Source organism: Plantibacter cousiniae (nom. nud.), from assembly GCF_977070315.1.
In genome coordinates this window covers 503,377-525,758 of the sequence record NZ_CDRVEU010000001.1, presented here as the reverse complement: position 1 = coordinate 525,758, position 22,382 = coordinate 503,377, and the positions used below count along the sequence as shown (strand labels likewise).

General features: G+C 60.2%; 14 protein-coding genes. 3 read left to right on the top strand and 11 right to left on the bottom strand.

Features of this window, described 5'->3' with window-relative positions; genetic code table 11:
• Positions 1-8: 8 nt before the first annotated feature.
• The 6 genes from ACW55A_RS02385 to ACW55A_RS02360 are packed head-to-tail and all read right to left on the bottom strand — an operon-like array spanning position 9 to position 7,508.
• A complete protein-coding gene (locus ACW55A_RS02385; protein WP_498810501.1) occupies positions 9-1,019 on the bottom strand; it encodes a chemotaxis response regulator protein-glutamate methylesterase in 1,011 nt (336 codons plus the stop codon).
• The gene (locus tag ACW55A_RS02380; RefSeq protein WP_498810499.1) at positions 1,016-3,391 is read right to left on the bottom strand and encodes a hybrid sensor histidine kinase/response regulator; all 2,376 of its coding nucleotides are present in this window, start codon (positions 3,389-3,391) and stop codon (positions 1,016-1,018) included. The genes ACW55A_RS02385 and ACW55A_RS02380 overlap by 4 nt, the downstream gene beginning before the upstream one ends.
• Complete coding sequence (locus ACW55A_RS02375; protein WP_499140255.1) at positions 3,388-4,080, bottom strand: chemotaxis protein CheW; 693 nt, start codon at positions 4,078-4,080, stop codon at positions 3,388-3,390. Before ACW55A_RS02375 ends, ACW55A_RS02380 begins: the two co-directional genes overlap by 4 nt.
• Complete coding sequence (locus ACW55A_RS02370; protein WP_003364932.1) at positions 4,077-5,345, bottom strand: CheR family methyltransferase; 1,269 nt, start codon at positions 5,343-5,345, stop codon at positions 4,077-4,079. The genes ACW55A_RS02375 and ACW55A_RS02370 overlap by 4 nt, the downstream gene beginning before the upstream one ends.
• Positions 5,342-5,878, bottom strand: a complete 537-nt coding sequence (locus ACW55A_RS02365) for a chemotaxis protein CheW (protein WP_498810496.1) — start codon at positions 5,876-5,878, stop codon at positions 5,342-5,344. The genes ACW55A_RS02370 and ACW55A_RS02365 overlap by 4 nt, the downstream gene beginning before the upstream one ends.
• Before the next feature lie 7 nt (positions 5,879-5,885).
• The gene (locus ACW55A_RS02360; protein ID WP_122241163.1) at positions 5,886-7,508 is read right to left on the bottom strand and encodes a methyl-accepting chemotaxis protein; all 1,623 of its coding nucleotides are present in this window, start codon (positions 7,506-7,508) and stop codon (positions 5,886-5,888) included.
• Positions 7,509-7,803: 295 nt separating this feature from the next.
• On the opposite strand from ACW55A_RS02360, the gene ACW55A_RS02355 reads away from it, so the two are divergent.
• Positions 7,804-13,776 carry an NEL-type E3 ubiquitin ligase domain-containing protein gene (locus ACW55A_RS02355; RefSeq protein ID WP_498810494.1) on the top strand — a complete coding sequence of 1,991 codons (5,973 nt, stop codon included), beginning with the start codon at positions 7,804-7,806 and terminating at the stop codon, positions 13,774-13,776.
• A 59-nt stretch (positions 13,777-13,835) separates the two neighbouring features.
• Here ACW55A_RS02355 and ACW55A_RS02350 read toward each other — a convergent pair whose 3' ends face one another.
• Positions 13,836-14,582 (bottom strand): tellurite resistance TerB family protein, encoded by a 747-nt coding sequence (locus tag ACW55A_RS02350; protein ID WP_044309237.1) that lies wholly within the window; start codon positions 14,580-14,582, stop codon positions 13,836-13,838.
• Positions 14,583-14,881: 299 nt separating this feature from the next.
• Here ACW55A_RS02350 and ACW55A_RS02345 point away from each other — a divergent pair, with 299 nt between their 5' ends.
• Positions 14,882-16,969: a response regulator gene (locus ACW55A_RS02345; RefSeq protein ID WP_498810491.1), complete on the top strand. Its 2,088-nt coding sequence runs from the start codon at positions 14,882-14,884 to the stop codon at positions 16,967-16,969.
• Positions 16,970-17,034: 65 nt separating this feature from the next.
• On the opposite strand, the gene ACW55A_RS02340 is transcribed toward ACW55A_RS02345, so the two are convergent.
• The 3 genes from ACW55A_RS02340 to ACW55A_RS02330 all read right to left on the bottom strand — a co-directional run bounded on the left by ACW55A_RS02340 (position 17,035) and on the right by ACW55A_RS02330 (position 20,574).
• Positions 17,035-18,141 carry an NADH:flavin oxidoreductase/NADH oxidase gene (locus ACW55A_RS02340; protein ID WP_003391177.1) on the bottom strand — a complete coding sequence of 369 codons (1,107 nt, stop codon included), beginning with the start codon at positions 18,139-18,141 and terminating at the stop codon, positions 17,035-17,037.
• A 112-nt stretch (positions 18,142-18,253) separates the two neighbouring features.
• Entirely contained in the window at positions 18,254-19,969 is a 1,716-nt protein-coding gene (gene recJ, locus ACW55A_RS02335; RefSeq protein ID WP_003364955.1) for a single-stranded-DNA-specific exonuclease RecJ, read from the bottom strand.
• Positions 19,970-20,031: 62 nt separating this feature from the next.
• Positions 20,032-20,574 (bottom strand): YaeQ family protein, encoded by a 543-nt coding sequence (locus ACW55A_RS02330; protein WP_455808880.1) that lies wholly within the window; start codon positions 20,572-20,574, stop codon positions 20,032-20,034.
• 286 nt (positions 20,575-20,860) lie between these two features.
• Here ACW55A_RS02330 and ACW55A_RS02325 point away from each other — a divergent pair, with 286 nt between their 5' ends.
• The gene (locus tag ACW55A_RS02325; RefSeq protein ID WP_498810488.1) at positions 20,861-21,739 is read left to right on the top strand and encodes a TIGR02285 family protein; all 879 of its coding nucleotides are present in this window, start codon (positions 20,861-20,863) and stop codon (positions 21,737-21,739) included.
• Positions 21,740-21,910: 171 nt separating this feature from the next.
• Here ACW55A_RS02325 and ACW55A_RS02320 read toward each other — a convergent pair whose 3' ends face one another.
• Positions 21,911-22,207: a DUF3509 domain-containing protein gene (locus ACW55A_RS02320; protein ID WP_003433423.1), complete on the bottom strand. Its 297-nt coding sequence runs from the start codon at positions 22,205-22,207 to the stop codon at positions 21,911-21,913.
• Between the last annotated feature and the right edge of the window lie 175 nt (positions 22,208-22,382).

Sequence of the window (22,382 nt, the reverse complement as noted above, 5' to 3'; positions counted from 1 at the left end):
CAGAGCAGTCATTGAGTAAATACCTCGATCAAGCGAGGTGCAATGGCGGGCAATGGGCAGATTTCCACGGCAGCATCAATGGCTGCGGCAGCCTTGGGCATGCCATACACAGCAGAACTGGCCTGATCCTGAGCGATGGTCAGAAACCCCCGCTCACGCATGGCCTTGAGTCCCTGTGCACCGTCGCGCCCCATCCCGGTCAGCAGAACGCCGACCGCCTCGCCACTCCAATATCGGGTAACGCTCTCGAAAAACACATCAATCGAGGGCCTGTAAACTTCATTCACCGGCTCCGCTGTGTACGCCAGCGTGCCGTCCTTGAGCAAACGGATATGATGATTGGTGCCAGCCAGCAACACCACACCCGGCTGTGGCGTTTCGCCTTCCCTTGCCAGACGTACCGGCAGGCCGGAGGCCGAGCTCAACCACTCGGCCATACCGGCGGCGAAGACCTGCTCGACGTGCTGTACAAGGACAATCGCTGCCGGAAAACTCACCGGAAGCGCCTTGAGCAGAATCTCCAGCGCTGCAGGCCCGCCTGCCGAGGAACCGATCGCCACGAGCCGGTCACGTTTCGACGGCGCGGAAACCGGCGCAACCGCGACCCGTTCAACGCCGACACGCTGGCCGATCAGCCAGTCGATATTGAGGATCTTGCGCAGCAGGGGCGCCGCCGCCTCTTTTGGATTGGGGCCACCAATGGCCGGCGTGTCCACCACATCCAGCGCGCCGTGCCCCATCGCTTCGAACACGCGGCGCATGTTCTGCTCGCGGTCGACGGTCACGATAACGATAGCGCAGGGTGTTTCGGCCATGATCCGGCGGGTGGCTTCGACGCCATCCATCACCGGCATGATCAGATCCATCAGGATCAGGTCCGGGGTCTGCTCGACGCAACGCTGCACGGCGTCGGCACCATTGGACGCCACCCAGATGATCTGATGCGCGGGCTCGAAAGCCAGTGCACGGCGCAGGGCTTCGATGGCCATGGGCATATCGTTGACGATGGCAATCTTCATCCTTGCGCGTCTCCTATCAATTCGACGACAGCGTCGAGCAAGGCATCATCGTGGAAACTGGCCTTGGCCAGGTAATAATCGGCGCCGGCGTCCAGGCCGCGACGCCGGTCCTCTTCACGGTCCTTGTAGGACACAACCATGACCGGCAGTGACTGCAAGCGGGTATCGCGGCGCAACAGGGTCACCAGCTCGATACCGTCCATACGCGGCATGTCGATGTCGGTAATCAGCAGGTCGAAGTCCTCGGCGCGCAGCGCGTTCCAGCCGTCCATTCCGTCCACGGCCACCGACACCTGGTAGCCGCGACTGAGCAGCAGCTTGCGCTCCAGCTCGCGCACGGTCAAAGAATCATCGACGACCAGCACGCGTTTGCGTGACACCTGGTCTGCCTGACGAGTGCGTCGGTCGATGCGCTCCAGGCGGCCGGTATTCAGAAGTTTTTCCACCGAGCGCAACATGTCTTCGACATCGATGATCAGCACCACCGAACCGTCGTCGAGCAAGGCCCCCGCCGACACGTCCTGAACCTTGCCCAGGCGCGCATCGAGCGGCATCACCACCAGCGTGCGCTCACCGATGAAGCGTTCAACGGCCACGCCGTAAACAGCATCACGCTCACGAATCACCACAACCTTGAGCGTTTCTCCGGCCTTCTGCGCAGCCGGCCGATTCAACAGCTGACTGGCCGAAACCAGACCGACATGGCGCTCTTCATCCCAGAAATGCTGACGCCCTTCCAGTTGCAGAATGTCGTCAGGCTGCAGGTCGCGCATGCACTCGATATGAGCCAGCGGGAAGGCATACGCTTCACCGCCCACTTCCACGACCAGGCTGCGTACCACTGAAAGCGTCAGCGGCATTTCTATCCTGAAGCGACTGCCCTCGCCCGCCCATTGCTGCAGCTCAACGCTGCCGTGCATCTGGCGAACCATATGCTGCACGGCATCGAGGCCGACACCACGGCCGGAGATCTGCGTGACCTTGTCGCGCATGCTGAAGCCCGGCAGGAACAGAAAACTCAGCAGTTCCTCCTCGCTCAGCTGCGCAGCGGTCTCGGCCGGCGAAAGCTTGCGGTCGATAATGTTCTGGCGCAGACGTTCAAGGTCCACGCCGCCACCGTCATCGCTCAACTCAACGACCAGCAAGCCAGCCTGATGCGACGCCTGCAGACGAATCAGACCTTCAGGGTCCTTGCCGGACGCCACGCGCTTTTCGGGCGACTCGATGCCGTGGTCCACGGCGTTGCGCAGCAGGTGAGTCAAGGGTGCATCGAGCTTTTCCAGCACATCGCGATCAACCTGGGTCTTCTCGCCTTCGATCTGCAAGCGGACCTGTTTACCCAGCTCACGCCCCAGATCCCGGACCATGCGCGCCTGACCATTCAGTACGTCGGCGAAAGGTCGCATGCGGCACGCGAGTGCCGTGTCGTATAACAGTTGCGCACGTTGTGCCGACTGCCAGCCGAATTCATCCAGCTCGGCAGTCTGCCGGGCCAACACCTGCTGCGCCTGGGACAGGAGGTTGCGCGCGTCCTCCAGGGCTTTTTGCACATCGGCCGAAGGACCTTCTTCACCAAAGCTGGCCCCCAATACCTCCAGCGCACGATCGCTGCTGCTTTGCAGGCGCTTGAGACGCTGCATACCGGCCAGCAAGGGCTTGAGGCGCTGAGTCTCGACCAGCGATTTGCTGGACATGTCCAGCAGCCCGTTGAGGCGCTCGGCGGTGACTCGTAACACGCGTTCGCCGCCCTCGGCCACACGCCGTTCACGCAAGGGCGTGAACGGTGCCTCTGGTTCCGAAGCCGGCATGGCGGCTGGACTGGCAGGCGCAGGCGACTCGGCGGCCAACGGCGCTGCGACAGACTCAGGCGCTGGCGCAACCGACCCGCTTGACGTCTCAAGCTGCAGCATCGCACTGGCCAGCAAGGCCTCCGAGGCTGGATCCGGCAGTGGTGTACTGACCGTACGCGCCGTGCCAGCGCCGGAAGCCAGCAACGTATTGAGCCTTTCGACATAACTGTCGATATCGGGCTGACCAATACCGTCGCTGCCGGGCGTGGCGATACGCATCAACAGGTCGGTCCCCGACAGCAGCGCGTCGATATGCTCGGCCTGAAGCAGCAGACGCCCTTCCTGAGCGCTGACCAGACAGTCTTCCATCACATGTGCGACACTCACGCCGAAATCGACGCCGACAATCCGCGCTGCGCCCTTGAGCGAGTGAGCAGCACGCATACAGGCTTCCAGGTGATCCGCCTGGGTCGGGTTACGTTCGAGTGCCAGCAGGCCCGCACTCAATACCTGGGTCTGCGCGTCGGCTTCCAGCGTGAACAGTTCGAACAGCGAGGCGTCACGCATTTGATCTGGCGTCATGTGAGGCTCCGATACACCGCCGACAACAACTCTTCTTCGTCCAGCCAGCGCAGGCTGCGGCCCTTCCATTGCAGCACGCCACGGGTGAAACGGGCATTGGCATGCGTGCCGGATGCCGAAGCAGCTTCCAGCTCACGCTCGTCGATGGCGTGAATACCGTCCACCTCGTCGACCGGCACCACGACCGGGCCGCCTTCGACGCTGACGATCAACATGCGCGGTACCACCCGCGTCGACGGGGTACTCACCGCGGTGCTGTCCAGCCCGAGCAGCTCGACCAGCGAGATGCACGCTACCAGAGCGCCGCGTACATTGGCGACACCCAGCAATGCACGCGAACGCTGGTGTGGCAGTGAATGGATGGTCTGACTGGGGGCGACTTCCGAGAAGCAGCGCGACGCCAGCCCCAGCCACTCTTCACCAAGACGGAATACCAGAATCGAGCGCGTCTCGATATCGCGCAGCAACACCGAACCCTGAAACTGTTCAGGCGACTCCTGGACCAGCGAGTAGCGGTCCAGCAGACGGGTGGCGGCAGCCGAATAAACCGCGCAGTTGCGGCAGTGGATATGCTCTGCAAGCAACGGGCAGGAGCGATCGCCGTGAATGCCGATGCGGTTCCAGCAATCATCGATATCCAGGGCCTGATCATGGGTCAGACTGGAAAAACCGGACACGCCCGCCATCATTGGTTTCCTTGTTTATTCGTGCCACGTGCTGCGCGGTCCTGCAAGCGCCGGGCGCCAGCAGTGTCACCCTGGGCAGCCAGCAATGCTGCCAGTTGGGCCAGCGATTCGGAGTGCTGCGGTTGCAGATACAGCGCCTTGCGATAGAAGCCCTGCGCCTGTGGCACCTGGCCTTCCACTTCGCTGAGCAGACCCAGCCAGTAAAACACCTGCGCGACCGGCTCATGCTGCTGCAGGTAACGCTCGCACGCAGCCCGAGCCTCAGCACTTTTACCTTCGTTGGCCAGCCCCGCGATCCTGTCGAGCAAGGCCGAAACATCGCTGTTGCCCGCCGCAGCGACGGGTTTTGCGACGGGCGCAAAGGCTGCGGATGTTCGCGGCGCAGGTCGTGGCGCGACCGCTCTGGCAGGTGCCTCGACCACCGGACGCGATGCCATCGGTGCAGCGACAGGCACCGGCACCACCGCATCGACGGGCGCGTGCCGGAAGGCGAAGGACTGGGCGATACCCGTCGAGCGCATGCCGATACCTGCCAGCAGATTGCCCTCCGCCGGACCGATAAACAGCAGGCCGTCTTCACGGGTCAGTTGTTTGAGGACCTTGAATACATGTTGCTGGGTCTGCCGATCAAAATAGATCACCAGATTGCGGCAGAAGACGATGTCATAGGCCACTTGTGAAGCGAGTTTCGGGTCGAGCAGGTTACCCGGCTGAAAACTCACAGAGTCGCGAACACTGTCAGCGATTTCAAAGCCGTCAGCGACAGGACTGAAATAGCGCTCGCGATAACTGATGTCGCTGCCACGGAACGAGTTTTTGCCGTAGACACCGTGCTCGGCCTTGGCAATCGAAACAGGGCTGATATCGATGGCATCGACCTTGAATTGCCGGGCGTCGACCCCGGCGTCGAATAACGCCATGGCGATGGAATACGGCTCCTCACCGGTCGAGCACGGCAGGCTGAGAATGCGCAAGGGGCGCGCACCGGCAAGACCGGCGATGCGCTCGCGGGCCAGCATACCCAGGGTGACAAACGATTCGGGATAACGAAAGAACCAGGTCTCGGGAACGATCACCGCTTCGATGAGCGCCTGCTGCTCCTGCGGCGACGAGACCAGAAGATGCCAGTACGCATCACTGTCAGGGCAATTGACAGCCGTCGCACGCTGACGCAAGGCGCGCTCGATGATCGCTTCGCCGACGGACGTCACATCCAGTCCGATACGCTCCTTGAGAAAGCTGAAGAAGCGCGAATCATCCACCTTCATCGCGCGTCCTCGAGCAGCTCAAGGTCAATCGGCGGCACCGGGTACAACAACTCGCGGACCGGCTTGCTCAACAGTTCGTGAACATGAATCCACTGCAGCAGGCCCTGCTCGTCCTCGCGGACCGGCCCCAGGTAAGGTGACAGGCGATTGTCCAGCCCGTACGCCTTGAACTGCGCAACCGGGCAGCGCAGCGTTTCGGTCGCCTGCTCCAGAATCAGCCCGAGCAACTGAGCCGGGTGCGCGTCATCGTAGCGATAATGCACCAGCACCATGCGCGTACTGGTACGCGAGCGCGCTGGCTGACCGGAATTCAGCGCGCTGATGTCGATCACCGGGACAATCTCGCCGCGATGAGCAAAGATTCCCGCCACCCAGTGCGGTGCCTGGGCAATCGCCTTGAGTTTTACCCGCGGCAGGATTTCGGCGATCTCGGTCGCGTCCAGCGCATAGCGGTCTTCGCCGATGCAAAACAGCAGAAAAAGCTTGCTGGCGGTCAGTGGCGTGCCATTGCGCCTCGGCGATTGATCGCTCATTGATCCTTCAGACCTTGAAACGCGAAACGCCGCTGCGCAGCCCGACCGCGACCTGACTCAACTCGTCGATCGCGAAACTGGCTTGACGCAGTGATTCGACGGTCTGGCTGCTGGCATCCGCCAGTTGTACCAGCGCCTGATTGATCTGTTCGGCGCCGGTGGCCTGGGCCTGCATGCCTTCGTTGACCATCAGCACACGAGGTGCCAGCGCCTGAACCTGATGGATGATCTGCGACAGCTGCTCACCGACCTGGGTGACCTCGAACATGCCACGGCGCACCTCTTCGGAAAACTTGTCCATGCCCATCACACCCGCAGACACTGCAGACTGGATTTCCCGCACCATCTGCTCGATATCATAAGTGGCGACGGCAGTCTGGTCGGCCAGGCGACGGACCTCGGTGGCAACCACTGCAAACCCGCGACCGTATTCACCGGCCTTCTCGGCCTCGATGGCGGCATTGAGCGACAGCAGATTGGTCTGGTCGGCGACCTTGACGATGGTGACGACAACCTGATTGATGTTGCCGGCCTTCTCGTTGAGGATCGCCAGCTTGGCGTTGACCAGATTGGCAGCGCCCATCACCTGATGCATGGTGTCTTCCATGCGTGCCAGGCCCTGCTGGCCGGAACCGGCGAGAACCGACGCCTGATCCGCCGCCGAAGTGACTTCGGTCATGGTGCGCACCAGGTCCCGCGAGGTGGCGGCGATTTCCCGCGACGTGGCGCCGATCTCGGTGGTGGTTGCAGCGGTCTCGGTGGCGGTAGCCTGCTGCTGGCGTGACGTTGCAGCGATCTCGGTGACCGAGGTAGTGACCTGTACCGAGGAGCGCTGCGCCTGGGCAACCAGTGCGGTGAGCTCGGTGACCATGTCGTTGAAGCCGGTCTCGACCGCATTGAACTCGTCCTTGCGCGACAGGTTCAATCGAGTGCTCAGGTCGCCGGTACGCATGACGTCCAGGATCCGAACGATCAATTGCATCGGTGCCGTGATCGAACGCATCAACAGCAGACCGCAGGCCGCAGCCGCCAGCACGGCGACCAGCAGCGACAGGATCATGCTGATCTTGGCAGCCAGCACGGCATTGACAATGTTGGCGGTGGCCTGATCAGCCAGCTGTTTATTGGCCACAATGAGATCATTGAGCTGCTTGCGTCCCGTGAGCCAGACCGGGTTCACTTCGCCATAGAATTCAGCGCGCGCGCCTGCGTAGTCGCCGCTATCGTACTTGGCGTGAACATCGGCGAGCATGCGCGAATAGGCTTCGCGGCGCTTTTCGAAAAGCGCGAAGCTGTCTCTGTCTGCATCATCGAAGATGGACTTCTTGTAGCCGTCCATCTGTGCCTGCAGGTTTTCGTCAAAGCCCTGAAACTGGTCCCTTTCCTGCTTGGTCAGCGGCCTCGCCTGCCCTTCGGCAATCAGCTCCAGCGTGCGGATGTAACTCTCGCCCCAGGCACTGCGCACCAGGGTGCTGTAATACACGCCGGGCAACGCATCCAGACGCACATCTTCCTCGCTGGACTCGATGGACAACAACCGTGAATAAGATACAACGACCATCAACAGCATGATTGCGATGATGACGGCGAAACTCGCCAGAATCCGTTGGCGCAAGGTCCAGTTCTTCACAGTCAGCCCTCAAGAGTTCAACGACGGCGTCGGGCCGTGTTCAAGAAGTGGACCGACGGACGGTCCAAACGGCGTGAGTATAGCCCAGCCGTCAAACGTTACATGGGTAATACAGAACGAAGTCACGGCCGCTATCGATCGCCGCTCCTTCACCCATCCAATGTCTTGTCGGCCATCGCCACCACTACTTGAGCGATGGTCTTCAGAAACAGCGAAAGCACATAGATAGTTAGCACTTGTACGGCAAGTCACGACCGTAAGCTTTGTCGTTGTTCATTCACGACAAGGCACTTAAATGCTGGATCTATCTCTGTCGGGCAAGGCTTCTGCACTCCCGCATCTGCAACTGATAAAAGACAAAGCCCCGGAGTGGCTGCTTCAGGCTGAGCCGTCAACCCATGCGGCCTTGCGCAAGGCCTCGCGGCGCCCCGTGCAATGGCTGAAAGGCGCACGCAAGTCCAGCCCTGATCAGGTCGCCGAACTGCAGCGCCTGTATGCCGAGCATCGCGAGAACGAGCAACAGGTTCGTTCGACGCTGGATCGCCTGTCGACGCTGGAGGACTTCGCAAGGCCCTTGCTGACAGCCGCCATCAAGGACTGCTTCGGGCTGGAGGTGGACGTCTCCGACACCTGGCTGTTCCACGCCAGTCGGGCGCGAGTCGATCAATCGTTCAATACGGCATCCAGAGACCCTCTAACGCAGGCAAACATTGCACTGAGGGCCGCGACCCAGAGCCTGCTCAAGGCTGCGCTACAGAATTTCGAAGCCTGGGAAACCGCACCGGGCGCAATGGACGCCAGCACCGGTATCAAGGCCCAGGTGTTTTCTTCCTTTGAAATCCTCGGCCCACAGATCACCGGCAAGTCCCTGCCTATTTCCCCGGCCGGCTTTGCGGCGCTGTGCCGTGAGCTGGACCTGGGCGGCCAATATCAGGCGCATATCCAGGCCGTCTTCAGCACGCCTTCGACCCCTGAAGACACGGAAGACGCTGCGGCATCGAGGCTGCGCCAGACCTTCATGCAGCTGGAAGCATCGTCGATCCGGCTGCAGTTGCAGATTGCATCCCTGCAACAACAGATCAGCCCGGATTTGCAAGGCGCATTACTGGAGCTTCTCGATGGCAAGCAACAAGTCCGCCTCGATAACCGGCCAGTCAACTGCAGCGTTGTGTGCCTGGGCGATATCGAACTGAGCGGTCTTCTGGTTATTGGCAAGGACCGGGATATTGCCACTCAAGCAGAGCGGATTGTGGTGTATATCCCGGATGATCCCGTTGCGCCGTTGAAGGAATACGACTCGGTCGAAGTCTTCATAAATGAATTACGCGACCGGATGTTCATCAACGACTACCTGAACTTCTTCATGCGCTTCATACCGGCGCGCCATCGAAGTGCCTTGTTTGAAAAGTTATCCGAGCGCCTATACCCCAAAGTCAAGAAAGGCGGCATTTTCGAGCGCCAGTGGCTGGAGCGTGAGGCGGACCGAAACGCCCGACTCCACCTGAGAGAAACCGTGCTGCAAGGTCCACTGCTGGACAACCTGCACGAGCGCAAACGCGAGGCCTTGCGCGACGACGCACTGTTTCATGGTGTGCCTACAGCAGTACAGGATCAGAAAACCTTCGATGAGCGCGTGCAGTACTTCATGGACACCGCCTTCAATGTCCTGAATATCGCAGGCTTCGTCGTTCCGGTATTGGGCGAAGTGATGATGGCCGTCACCGCCATTCAGCTGGTTCACGAAGTGTATGAGGGCGTGGAAAGCTGGGCCAAGGACGAGAAACAGCAGGCGTTCGCCTACCTGTTCGATGTAGTCGAGAACGTTGCCCTGATATCGGCTCTTGGCGCTGCGTCGACGGGCGCCGCAGGTATCCCGGCGGTACAGGCGCCCGAGTTCGTAAAAAGCCTCAAGCCCGTGGATTTTCCGGGCGGCACGACCCGCCTGTGGAAGCCTGACCTGACGCCCTTTGCCCATGACATCGTACTGCCCAAGGGTCTGCAGCCCGACGCTACCGGGCTGTACACCTGGCAAGGCAAGCAGTGGTTGCCACTTGAAGGACGTACCTATTCAGTCAGCCCTGCCACGAGCGGCGACGGTTACCTGATCGAGCACCCGACCCGCGCGGACAGCTATCGGCCCGCCTTGCGGCACAACGGCGCAGGCGCATGGCTGCATGAGCTCGATCAGCCGCTGGAGATGGAAGGCCTGAACCTGTTTCGACGGTTGGGCTATTCCAGTGAAACGTTTTCGGACAGCACCGCCAGGCGCATCGTCAAAGTCAGCAACACGCCTGAATCCGTGATGCGCGAGGCACTGACCGATCAGCGTCGTCCTCCGGCATTGCTTGAGGACACGGCGCGCCGGTTCAGGCTGGACCAGGAGATCGAGCGTTTCATCGAACAGCTGGAAGCCAACGATACGAACGCCGCAGCGCCCCTTCAACTTGAACTGTTGAGCCAGGACCGTGGCTGGCCGAGCAATCGCGCCTTGGTACTGGTGGATGCCGAGGGCCGCACGCTGCAGACATTCGCTCCGGCCTATCAGCCGGTCGTGTCTGACACCCTCAACATCACTGTTCATGCCGACCAGCCGGATGCCCTGCGCCAGGTGCTGGAAAAGCTGAGCAACAACGAAATCCGCACCCTGCTCAACGAAGAGTTCGGTGCAGGCCAGCTTGGCATGTCACCGCGACTGATCACGCTACGGGCGCAATTGGCAGCACGCGCCCGTACCACGAGGGGCTGGCTGTTCGAGTCTCATTACCGCGCATTGAACACCACCGAGACGCAAGGTGCGCAAACCCTGCAGAAGGCATTTCCCGGTCTGCCGCCTTTGGTAACCGAGGAACTGGCCAGCCATGCCTCGCCTGCCGAAAGACTGCAACTCGTGAAAGAACGACGTGTACCATTGACCATTGCCGAAGAGGCCAGCGCCTATTTACAACAGGTAAGGCTGGCGCGGGCCTATGAAGGGCTTTATCTGAACTCGGTCTACAGTGCCGACACTGACTGCCTTGTATTGCACAGCCTTGAAGCCCTGCCGCAATGGCCGCCCCAGGTCAGACTTGAGGTCCATGACCGGTATTTCGGTGGCCGCTTGATCGACAGCATCGGCCCCGAGGATGCCCCCGTACGCAAAGTACTGATCAAGGAAGGCAATCGTTACCAGGCCCGTGACGCTGAGGACCAGCACCTGCACGGGCTGGACGATCTGTACTCGTCCGTGCTGCACGCCCTGCCCGATGCCCAACGCAAGCAATTGGGCTTTGCCCGGACCAGCGAGGGCCAGACGCTGGCAGCGCTGATTCAGGACAACCCCCTGCCCCGCCAGCACCTGGCACCATTGCTGAAAATGCGGGCGATCAAGCCAGGCTCGAAATCCCCCATGCGCCTGGCTGACGGTCGCCTTGGCTACCCTCTGAGCGGTAGCGGCAGAGTCGACTGGCACATGACCGACGAGAGTCTGCTGGACAAGATCCGTACACTTGAGCTGGAGGATGCGTTTCCCGAAGACATCCTCGACCGTCTGCGCCACGCCGGCTGGGACAACAGAACCATCGATACGCGACTCAACGACCTGCTGGGCGAGCAAATGCTGTTGCGCGCAAGTCTCGACGCCTGGACCTATGAATCCGTGGCAATGCCCCCCATGAGTCAGGCTCATATCGACAGTCGCACGCGCATCCACGAAGCGATCTGGAGCCACTGGCGCCTCAACAACCTCCCCGAGATAGGACGGACGCTTGAGCCGCTGCGCCTGCACCATGTCTCGCTGAGTGATTTTCCGCAACATCTGCCGGACTTCGTCTTCAACCGCGTTACCGCACTGCACCTGGAAAACATATCGGTCGAGTCCGGAGCGCGACTCGATGCAGCGGATATAACGCCAGCAGGCATGAACCTGTCCCGACAGTCGACCAACAGCTTCGAACTTGGCGCCTTCCTGCAGCGCTTCCCGCATACCCGCGCACTGAACCTGACCAGTGAGCCCGCCTCCCGTCTGGCCCCCGAGCCCTCGATCTTTCTCAACCTGCCTCAGCAAGTGTCCCGTGTGCTGCCCCAACTGACCGAACTGGGGCTGATCAACCAGGGCATTTTTCTGGACCAGGCGCAAATGGACCCCTTGCGCAGCATGCCTGGCCTGAGGATGCTGAACCTCAGTGGCAATCGCCTGATCAGCGTGCTGCCCATGGACCTGAGCTGGCTGCACCTCGACCGGTTGGTGCTGGAGCGGGTCAGCATGCACCGCTGGCCGTCCTGGCTGACCGACATAATCCCGAACAACATTCGCGAACTGTCGGTGGCGCACAATAACCTGACGGAACTGCCCGGGTGGATCCTCGACAATCCTCCCAGCCCTGAGCATCGGACAGTGATTGACTTGCGCGGCAACATCCTGTCCCGACACACTGCGATGCATGCACGTATCAATGAAGCGGTAGCCGGCAGTTCCTTCAGTTTTGTCATGGACACTCCGGTTGCCGTGCAGGCCGCTGTAAACAGGCAATTGAACGAAGGTGCAGAATTATTTGCCGCCGTTGATCGGTGGACGCATGCCTCCAGCTCGATGGCCTTACCGAGCGAGCAGACCCTCGAATCACGCCGTCAGATCGGCAGGCTTCTGACCGATCACTGGCGAACCTTCAGCCTGGGGCAAATCCACAGTCCACTGCGCCTCGCAGACATTGCGTTGGCCGACTTTCCCCGACACCTGCCGGATTTCTTTTATCGCCAGGTACGCTATCTGCATCTGAGCAGAATCATTGGCACAGCCGCTGACCTGGATCAACTGTTGCGCCGCATGACGGATCTGACCTCGCTGGAAATAAGCGGGCATGTCGCCCCCCTGCTGCAACTGCCACCGGCGCTGCTCGAGCTTCGATCTCTTCGTACACTATCGCTGATGGATCAGGGGATGCTGGTAGAGCAACAGCACATCGATTTCTTCGGCCGGATCGCGACGCTTGAAAGGCTGGAGCTGGATGGCAACCGGATCGGTGCCATCAGCGACCTGGCCAGCCTCAGTGGCACAGCACTTAACTGGCTGTCACTGAACAACATCGGATTGGTCGAATGGCCAACCTGGGTGGAGAGCATGGTCCCAGCCCAGATCAGGACACTGTTGCTGGAAGGCAATCTGATCAGCGAACTGCCAGAACACATACTCGCCAATCCCGGCAGCGAGTTTTCGCACACGGAAATAAGCCTGCTGAGCAATCCGCTTTCCGAAGACACCATGCGCCGGGCACATCTGTCAGAACGTTATGGACGCTCTTTCACCTTCGACATGGATCTGCCGCCCGAGCTCAGCGCGATGGACTGGACGGAACACCATGACTCGGACGCATCGATCTCGGATTATCTGTCATCAGATGACAGTCGGGCATCGACTCCGGAGCCCGTCACCGTCGAGCCCTGGCTGGACGACAGCAACCCGTTGAGCGCCGGGCGGCGTGAGATGTGGGAGCAGCTGGAGGCCAGCGAGCACACCCGCAACCTGCTCGACCTGATCGACTCGCTGCGTCGCAGCGCCGATTATCGCAACATCACCAGCCGCACAGCACTGCGCGAGCGCGTCTGGCGGGTACTGACCGCAGTGAGTCAGGAGCCTCAACTTGGAGAGACCCTCAACGCCATCGCCGAAGAACCGCTCAGGCTGTTTCGTGATAACGACACTTGCCCGGACGGCATTCTTCTGGAATTCAACCAGATGGAGGTGCTGGTGTTCGTCCGGCAGTCGTTGCAGGACGTCGTAGCGGAGCAGCGCGGCGCCCTGTTGTATCGGCTGACCGTCCGGCTGTATCGCCTCTCCGAGCTGGATGCCGCAGCCCGCGAACAGACCGGGGGCCGTGATGAAGCCGAGGTGCGTCTGGCGTATCGCACGCACTGGGCCAGCGCGCTGGACTTGCCAGTACCACCGGAAGGCATGCTTTTCCAGGCTCACGCAGCCATCAGACCCGGGGAGTTCGACACTGCAATGCTTCGCGTGCAAAACGGAGAACGCGGCGAGCCCTTCCTGCGCTTCGCTCAGCAGCAGGATTACTGGATCAGCTACCTGCGTGAAACCCACACTGGACGCTTCGAAGCACTCGAACGTACTTACAGGACTGAACTGAACCAGCTCACCGACGAGTTCGAACAACGCAATATCAGTCTCGAAGACCCGGAGTACGAAGAACGGATTGTAGAGTTCGAAGCCACATTCAAGGAGCAGCAGACAGCGCTGATCAGGGAACTGACCAACGCCGAAGGAATGGAACACCCCTGATCGGGGCAGTTGCCTGGCACACAAGGCGTGCCAGGCAACTCACTGGCCGGAGAACCGGTTTACTGAGCGTTCCGCACCTGGCCTTCAAGCTCGGTCTTGAGGCCGGGTTCCAGCTTCAACTCACGCGCCAACTCATCGAGGTAGGCGCGTTCCATGAAGTGCTCTTCATCCACCAGCATCACACTGGCGATGTACATTTCCGCCGCCATTTCCGGCGTGGTCGCGGCCCGGGCCACCTCTGCCGGGTCCAGCGGCTTGTTCAGCTCGGCGTGAAGCCATTGCTGAAGCGTCTGATCGTTGTTCAGTTTGGTGAACTCACCTTCGATCAGTTCGCGCTCACGCTCATCGACATGGCCATCGGCCTTTGCGGCGGCGACCAATGCGCGCAGGATTGCCTGGCTGTGCTGCTCGGCTTCAGCCTCGGGCAGCCGGTCGATGGTTTGCGGTTCACGTTGAGCGGCAAGCCCCTGGCTGGACTGCCAGTTGTTGTATGCCTTGTAAGCCAGTACTCCCAGCGCCGCCAGGCCTCCGTAGGTCAACACCTTGCCACCCATCCCGCGGGTACGCTTGCCGCGCAGAAGACTCATGGCACCTGCGGCCAGAGCGCCACCACCGGCGCCGGACAGCAGACCACCCAGCCCATTCTGGGAACCGCCCTGTCCTTTGCCACCGCCAAGCAGGCTGCCGAGGCCATTGATCAGTGAGTCGCTGCCCGACGATTGCTTGCCGGATTTGCCTTTGTTCTTGTCCTGCAACATGCTTTGTCCGGACTTGAGCAATTGATCGAGTAAACCACGCGTATTCACAGGAAGCCTCCTACAAGGTTTGTCAGATGAGTCATTGACCAACAAGTTGAAGAGAAGTCACTGTCTGGCTATTACCGGTGTGCTTCCGGATGTTACGGGTTTGAGCAGATACCCGTTCGTCAATCTGCCCCGCGTATTGGTGAACTGCGTGCAACCCGCACCTGTGGCGAAGAGTCAATAAAGTACAGGCTGCAGGTAAAAGCAGGTATGCAGCCCCTTTCCTGAACTGAGCAAACACACATCCCTATTCATATGAATACCCTTGCCTCTTCATGCAGATCTTCAGGAGCTTGTCCGAAGTGATATCGCCCACTGGTTTCCCGACCGCCAACGGCAAGGCCGCCGGGATTATCCGATCCAGGGACTGGAGTCAGACTTCACTCGGACCGATCGAGCATTGGCCGGTATCGCTGAAAAACACCCTGAATCTGATCCTCAATTCTCCGGAGTCCATGTACCTGCTCTGGGGACCGGATCTGGTGTTTTTCCACAATGACGCCTATACCCCGATCCTCGGCCCGCGCAAGGACGACGCTATCGGCGCACTCATTCCGGATCTGTGGGCAGACGTCTGGGACCAGGTCGCGCCGCTGGTGATCGACGCGCTCGCCGGCAAGCCCTGCCACTACCAGGACTTGCCGCTGTCCATGGCACGCTACGGCGAGGTCGAGCAGACATGGTGGTCATTCTCGTTTTCACCGGTCATCGACGAGCATGGCGTGGTAGTCGGCATGTTCTGCATCACCAACGAAACCACTGCGCATGTTCTCAATCAGCAAGCGCTGCAGGAAAGCGAGCGCAAACGCCTGAAACTGATTGACGATCTGGTCAGTCTGGAACGACAGCAGACCGCCAGACTTGAACAACGGACGCTGGAGCTGGACACGTTTTGGCAAATATCTCCTGACCCGCTGGCGATACTCGATTTCAACGGTATTTTTCTGCGGGTAAACCCGGCCTGGACAGCGCTGCTGGGCCACCCGGAACAAGAGCTGCTGGGCACCTCCATCATGACCCTGCTGCATCCGGATGATGTCAGCAACACCCAGAATGCTCTGAAACACACTGTCAACCATGTACTGCCGCTGTTTGAAAATCGTTATCAGCATGTCGACGGCAGCTACCACTGGTTCGGCTGGACTGCGGCACCCGGCAACGGAATCATTTTTGCGCTGGGCAAGCACCTGACCCACGAAAAGGACCGCATCAAAGCATTGCGTATTGCCGAAGAGGCCTTGATTCAATCGCAGAAAATGGAAGCGGTCGGGCAACTGACCGGCGGGCTGGCTCATGACTTCAATAACCTGCTGATGGGCGTCACCGGCAACATGGAGCTGCTGCTGTCGAGGATCAGACAGGAACGCTTCACGGAACTGGACCGCTACATCAACGCAGCGCTGGAAGGCTCGAGACGCGCCGCATCCCTGACACATCGGCTGCTGGCATTCTCGCGCCGTCAGACGCTGGCCCCCAAGGCCACGGATATCGATCTTCTGGTCGCGGGCATGGACGAGCTGATTCGGCGCACCGTAGGTCCGGCCATCGATATGCAGGTCAATGCCTCAAGCGGGCTATGGGCGACCCTGGTTGATCCGCATCAACTGGAAAATTCGCTGCTCAACCTGTGCATCAACGCCAAGGACGCCATGCCCGATGGCGGAAAACTGCTGATCCAGACGGGCAATCGCCACCTGACGGCAGTCATGGCGACCAAGTATCAACTGCCCGCAGGCCGTTATGTGGAACTGTCCGTCAGCGACACCGGCACCGGCATGAGCAACGACGTCATGGCGCGGGCCTTCGACCCGTTCTTCACCACCAAACCGACAGGCATGGGCACCGGGCTGGGGCTGTCGATGATTTACGGTTTTGCACGGCAGTCCGGTGGCGGCGTTTACATTACGTCAAAGGTTGGCGAGGGTTCGAAAGTCTGCATTCTGCTGCCGATGCACGAAGGCGAAGCTGAAACGGTGGTCTTCGATGACAGCCCGTTGCAAGTCCCCGCTTCCAGCACGAGTGACGAAACCATTCTGGTCGTCGATGACGAGCCCGCCGTGCGCTTGCTCATTGCCGAGTTGCTTGAAGACCTTGGCTATATTGTCTTGCAGGCTGAACGGGGTGCCGATGCCCTGACCATTCTGCAGTCCAAAGCGGCGATCGACCTGCTGATCACCGACGTCGGTCTGCCGGGCGGCATGAATGGTCGTCAGGTCGCAGACGCGGCGCGGGATGTCCGGCCCGACCTGAAAATCCTGTTCGTGACTGGTTATGCTGAAAACGCCGCGTTGGCGCATGACACGCTTGAGCCGGGCATGCATGTGCTGCCCAAGCCGTTCGCGATTGCCGAACTGATCGGCCGCGTCACCGAACTGCTGGAAGGCGAGTAACAAAAAAATTGAGCGCCGTGCGGCGCTCATTTATCGGGTATTGCCAGCAGAGAACCGATTGGCGATCAGTCGCGCAGGTCAGACTCATGAATGGGCTGATCACGATGCGTGGCGCGTTGATACTGCGCAGGCCAGGTTGCCAGGCGGCCACCCAAGTCTTCATCGGCGCGCAGTGGCCAGTACGGATCACGCAGCAGCTCACGCGCGAGCAGGATAATATCGGCCTGCCCGGTGCGCAGAATATGTTCTGCCTGAGCCGGATCGGTAATCATGCCCACCGTGCCCGTCGCGATGTCGGACTCCTTGCGAACCCGCTCGGCAAAGCGCGTCTGGTAGCCTGGGCCAACCGGAATTTCCGCATTGGCTGACGTACCGCCCGACGAGACATCGATCAGGTCCGTCCCGATTGCTTTCAAGCGACGCGCCAGCTCGACGGTTTCATCGGCGTTCCAGCCGTCTTCCACCCAGTCGGTGGCGGACACGCGAACGAACACTGGCAGCTCTGCAGGCCATACCGCACGCACGGCTTCGGTCACTTGCAGTGTGAAGCGAATGCGGTTCTCGAATGAACCACCGTACTCGTCGGTGCGCTGGTTGCTCAGAGGCGACAGGAACTGATGCAGCAAATAGCCATGGGCGGCGTGGATTTCCACTACCTTGAAGCCCGCCTCCAAGGCACGCCGCGCAGAATCGACAAACGCCTTGATCAACTCCTGAATCTGCGTTTCGCTCAATTGCACAGGGGTCGTGTGCTGCGGATCGAATGCAATCGCTGAAGGCCCGACTGGCGTCCAGCCGCCTTCATTGAGAGAAATACTGCCATGCTTGCCAAGCCACGGGCGCCAGGTGCTGGCCTTGCGGCCGGCGTGCGCCAGCTGGACGCCTGCAACTGCGCCCTGAGCGTTGATAAAGCGTGTGATGCGTTGCAGCGGTTCGATCTGTTCGTCGTTCCACAGCCCAAGGTCTTCGGGAGTGATGCGGCCGTCCGGCGTCACCGCCATCGCTTCGGTGATGACCAGTCCGGCACCGCCGACGGCACGGCTTCCAAGGTGAACCAGATGCCAGTCATTGGCCAGGCCGTCGACACTGGAATACTGGCACATCGGCGACACTGCGATGCGATTGCGAAGGGTCAATTGGCGCAGGGTATAGGGTTCAAGCAGCAGGCTCATGGCAACCTCTCGTAATGAAAATTCAGGTATCCAGGTTCCGTTCATTCAAAGAACAGGTTTGGCAAACCGTGTAGTGTCGACAACCCGGTGGAGAGAGGGGTTCCTGCTATCGTCAACGCGGTGCGATATGCACCACCATCAGCTGCACGGTTTCGTTGCCGCGAAACTCGTTGAGGTCGAGTTTGTAGGCCAGCTCGACCCAGCGGATATTCGGATTGGGCCAGACATCCCGGTCGACGCCGAACGCAATGCCATCGAGCTTGACGCTGCCGCACTCGGTCTTGAGCACCATCTTCAAGTGACGCTCGCCCACCACCCGTTGCTCGACCAGCTGAAACACGCCGTGGAACAGGGGCTCGGGGAAGTGCTGCCCCCAGGGACCGGCATTGCGTAGCGCGCGGGCCAGTTCCAGGTGGAATTCCTCAACGGCCAGCGAGCCGTCGGACAGCAGACGTCCGGTCAGGTCCTGCTCATCGAGTTGACGACGCACCTCCAGATCGAACGCTTCGGCAAACGCCGGGAAGTTCTCTTCAGGCAGCGAAAGACCTGCCGCCATCGCGTGGCCGCCAAACTTGCTGATCAGATGCGGATGGCTGGCCGCCACAGCGTCCAGCGCATCGCGAATGTGAAACCCCGGCACCGAGCGGGCCGAACCTTTGAGCACACCCTCCCCGGCGCTGGCGAACGCGATGGTGGGTCGGTGGTAACGCTCCTTGAGACGCGAAGCGAGGATGCCGATCACCCCTTGATGCCATTCGGCATCGAACAGACAGAGGCCGAACGGCATCGACTCTACCGGCAGGTCCTTGAGCTGGGCGAGCGCTTCACGCTGCATGCCCTGCTCGATGGATTTGCGATCCTGGTTCAACTCGTCCAGTTGCACGGCCATTTCCCGCGCCAGTGTCGGGTCGTCACAGAGCAGGCATTCGATGCCCAGGCTCATGTCATCCAGGCGCCCTGCCGCGTTCAGGCGTGGCCCGAGGATGAACCCCAGGTCGGTGGAGGTGATGCGCGAAGGTTCACGCCGGGCCACTTCCAGAATGGCGCGCAGCCCGGGTCGGGCACGCCCGGCACGGATACGCATCAGCCCCTGATGAACCAGAATGCGGTTGTTGGCATCCAGCGGCACCACATCGGCCACGCTGCCCAGCGCAACCAGGTCCAGCAGCTCGCCCAGATTGGGCTGGGCACGCTGATTGCTCTCGAACCAGCCGGTCTCGCGCAGACGCGCACGCAAGGCCATCAATACATAGAAAATGACCCCGACACCGGCCAGCGACTTGCTGGGAAAGGTACAGCCTGGCTGGTTCGGGTTGACGATGGCGTCTGCGGCAGGAAGCTCATGACCAGGCAAATGGTGATCGGTCACCAGTACCTGCAAGCCGGCCGCCTTGGCCGCCGCCACGCCCTCGACGCTCGAAATACCGTTATCCACGGTGATCAACAGCTGAGGTTCGCGCTGCAACGCCACTTCGACGATTTCCGGCGTCAGGCCGTAGCCATATTCAAACCGGTTGGGCACCAGATAATCCACATGCGCCGCGCCCAGCAGACGCAGGCCCAGAACACCCACGGTGCTGGCGGTCGCGCCATCGGCGTCGAAATCGCCGACGATCAACATACGCTGGCCCTCGCGTAGCGCAGTCACCAGCAGGTCTACCGCAGCATCGATCCCCTTGAGTTGCTGATAAGGAATCAGCCGCGCCAGGCTTTTGTCCAGTTCGGCCTCGCAGGCCACACCTCGTGCTGCGTACAGTCGAGTGAGCAAGGGCGGCAGGTCGCCGAGGAACGGCAAGGTGTCGGGCAATAGACGAGGTTCGATGCGCATGCGGGTCAGCTGATTCTCTTTGCAGTGTCGATGAATGTGTTTTCGATCGGAACCGGCGGCTGTCAGCCGCGCTCGCCCGCAAGCCATTGCAACTGGACTTCATGCTGGCCGCGGTCGTCAGTGACGAACACCGTCCCTTCACTGATCATCACATCCCACTTGATGACCCGCGGCATGTCCTTGGCCAGCACTTCCAGCACTTCCTGCGGGACGGCGGCGATATTGACGTTTTTCAGGTTCTTGATCGCCGGTATGACCTTGCCTTCCCAGACGCGCAGGCTGCCATAGGCCAGCAGGCTGGTGCGTTCGGTACGGCGCGAGCACCAGGTCAGTCGGTCGGCGTCCGGCTGGCCGACTTCGATCCAGTGCAGAACGCGGTCATCGAGGCTTTTTTCCCACAGCGAGGGTTCGTCCACATCAGACAGGCCGCGACCGAACGACAACTGTTCGTTGTACCAGAAGGCATAGGCCAGCAGACGCACGGTCATGCGCTCTTCGGTTTCCGAAGGATGACGGGCAATGGTCTGCTTGACGCTCTCGTACACGCCGCGATCAAGGTCGGTGAGGTTCAGTTCGAATTTGTAGGTCGTGGACGGCTGGGCCATGAACGGGCTTCTAGAGTCTGGAGGGAAGACAGCAAGTCTACCCGATGCCGGGCCTGTGAACGAACTTGCTCGCGCAAGGATGTGCTTGCCCCCCATTTGCAGGACGAACAAAAATCGATAATTTGAAACAAATTTCTGATACATATCTGTGCTAGAGACGATCTGCAGCGAGCACCCGAACTCCCAACCGGGGCACCTGAATGTGACGCCACTGGCGCAGCACCATTCAAAGAGCTGCCAACCCTACCTCAGACTGTTGAACCCTTTTCGAGGATGACACCCGCGAATGCCCCTTCCTGCCTCGTGCTGTACAACGGCTCGATTGATGCTCGCCCTGTCGCTGGCTGCCATGTCGTGCGTCAGCCAGGCCAGGGAGACGCTGACCTGGCTGATGCGCGACATCCCCCCTTCAACGATTTTTTCCGGTGCCATGCGCGGCCAAGGTGCAATTGATCAGTTGATGCCCTTGCTGACAGCACGAATGCCCGAGTACAACCACGTGCTGATGCGGGTCAACCGCGCCAGGGCTCTGCAAATGCTGAGCGACGACACGTCTCTCAGTTGTGATCCCACCATGCTGTGGACGGCAGAAAGAGCCAGAACCCTGCTTTTTTCCATACCGATCGGCGCCATCCTCAGCAGCGGTCTGATTGTGCGCAAGGAGGAGATATCGAAGTTCGAGCCCTACGTGGAGGACGGAAAGCTAGACTTCGCGGCCTTGATGGCCAGCCGGACGATCAAATTGGGCATCGTTGCCGAACGCAGCTATGGAGAAATGATCGACCACACACTGCACGACGTCGATGAAGATATCCTCGTGCCGCACTACGGTAACGATGCGGTCGGCAGCCTGCTGCAAATGGAGCGTCTGGGGCGTCTGCAAGCCTTTATCAGCTTCTGGCCGGAAGCGCGCTATCAGGCCATGCAACAAGGCATAAGGCCGGAGGAACTGGCCTTCTTGCCGATCAAGGACAATCCTGCATACCAGTTCGTCTATGTCAGTTGCAGCAACTCGCCCAAGGGCAAGCAGGCCATTGAACTGATCAACCGCGAGATGCGCGTGCTGCGTGAAACCAGCCTGATGGGCTTTTATGCGCAGTGGCTGGAGCCCGCGCAACGGGCCAGCTACCTGGAAGACGTCAAGGCACTGCTGGACAAGGAATGACCGGACAAAAGAAACCCCGGGCAGAGGGGGACCTGCTCGGGGTAAACGTGACCTTATCGGTCATGACGTCAGCCGTTGATCACCGGAGCACAATGATCAAAACTGACGTAATGCATAGGAGTGCAGCGAACCCTTCAGGTTCCAGTTCCTTTAACGCCGGTTAAGCAACTGTTAAGCAAAAGATGGAGTGCCGACAAACGTACGGCTGATTGCAGCATTGCGCATGGCGGCAATGACGCAGGGTTCGATTCGCCCCTCGGCAACCATAAGATCGCGGCGCAGACCGTCTACCACGTCGGTGAGCTGACGTTTGTCGCTCAGTTGATCAGCGCTGAATGCGCGCTCGATCACACAGGTGCCCGCTTTATCTTTCAGAGTCACCAGACGTTCGCCCCGAGAACCGGCCGGGCCAATACTGGCCTGATAGGGAGCCAGCGCTTCGCTTAGCAGTAAGCTGATATTTTCCATCCGGATCACCACTCAACAGTTTGAATGCAAAGGTGCTAACCAATGACCATCGGCGACAGCAGAAAGTTCTTTCTATCGCCAGATCGCAGCACCTGTCTGTCATTTCGAGCATGCCTGCTGAATGTGACAAGGAAAAAACCGGACGCCGATGCCAGCCGAAAGTGAGCTTGTAGGA

What these genes read in the sequence shown, in the direction of transcription:
- ACW55A_RS02385 (WP_498810501.1), bottom strand. Translation starts at nt 1,019, where the DNA reads ATGAAGATTGCCATCGTCAACGATATGCCCATGGCCATCGAAGCCCTG.
- ACW55A_RS02340 (WP_003391177.1), bottom strand. Translation starts at nt 18,141, where the DNA reads ATGAGCCTGCTGCTTGAACCCTATACCCTGCGCCAATTGACCCTTCGC.
- ACW55A_RS02355 (WP_498810494.1), top strand. Translation starts at nt 7,804, where the DNA reads ATGCTGGATCTATCTCTGTCGGGCAAGGCTTCTGCACTCCCGCATCTG.
- ACW55A_RS02365 (WP_498810496.1), bottom strand. Translation starts at nt 5,878, where the DNA reads ATGAGCGATCAATCGCCGAGGCGCAATGGCACGCCACTGACCGCCAGC.
- ACW55A_RS02375 (WP_499140255.1), bottom strand. Translation starts at nt 4,080, where the DNA reads ATGATGGCGGGCGTGTCCGGTTTTTCCAGTCTGACCCATGATCAGGCC.
- recJ (WP_003364955.1), bottom strand. Translation starts at nt 19,969, where the DNA reads ATGCGCATCGAACCTCGTCTATTGCCCGACACCTTGCCGTTCCTCGGC.
- ACW55A_RS02325 (WP_498810488.1), top strand. Translation starts at nt 20,861, where the DNA reads ATGCCCCTTCCTGCCTCGTGCTGTACAACGGCTCGATTGATGCTCGCC.
- ACW55A_RS02380 (WP_498810499.1), bottom strand. Translation starts at nt 3,391, where the DNA reads ATGACGCCAGATCAAATGCGTGACGCCTCGCTGTTCGAACTGTTCACG.
- ACW55A_RS02320 (WP_003433423.1), bottom strand. Translation starts at nt 22,207, where the DNA reads ATGGAAAATATCAGCTTACTGCTAAGCGAAGCGCTGGCTCCCTATCAG.
- ACW55A_RS02370 (WP_003364932.1), bottom strand. Translation starts at nt 5,345, where the DNA reads ATGAAGGTGGATGATTCGCGCTTCTTCAGCTTTCTCAAGGAGCGTATC.
- ACW55A_RS02330 (WP_455808880.1), bottom strand. Translation starts at nt 20,574, where the DNA reads ATGGCCCAGCCGTCCACGACCTACAAATTCGAACTGAACCTCACCGAC.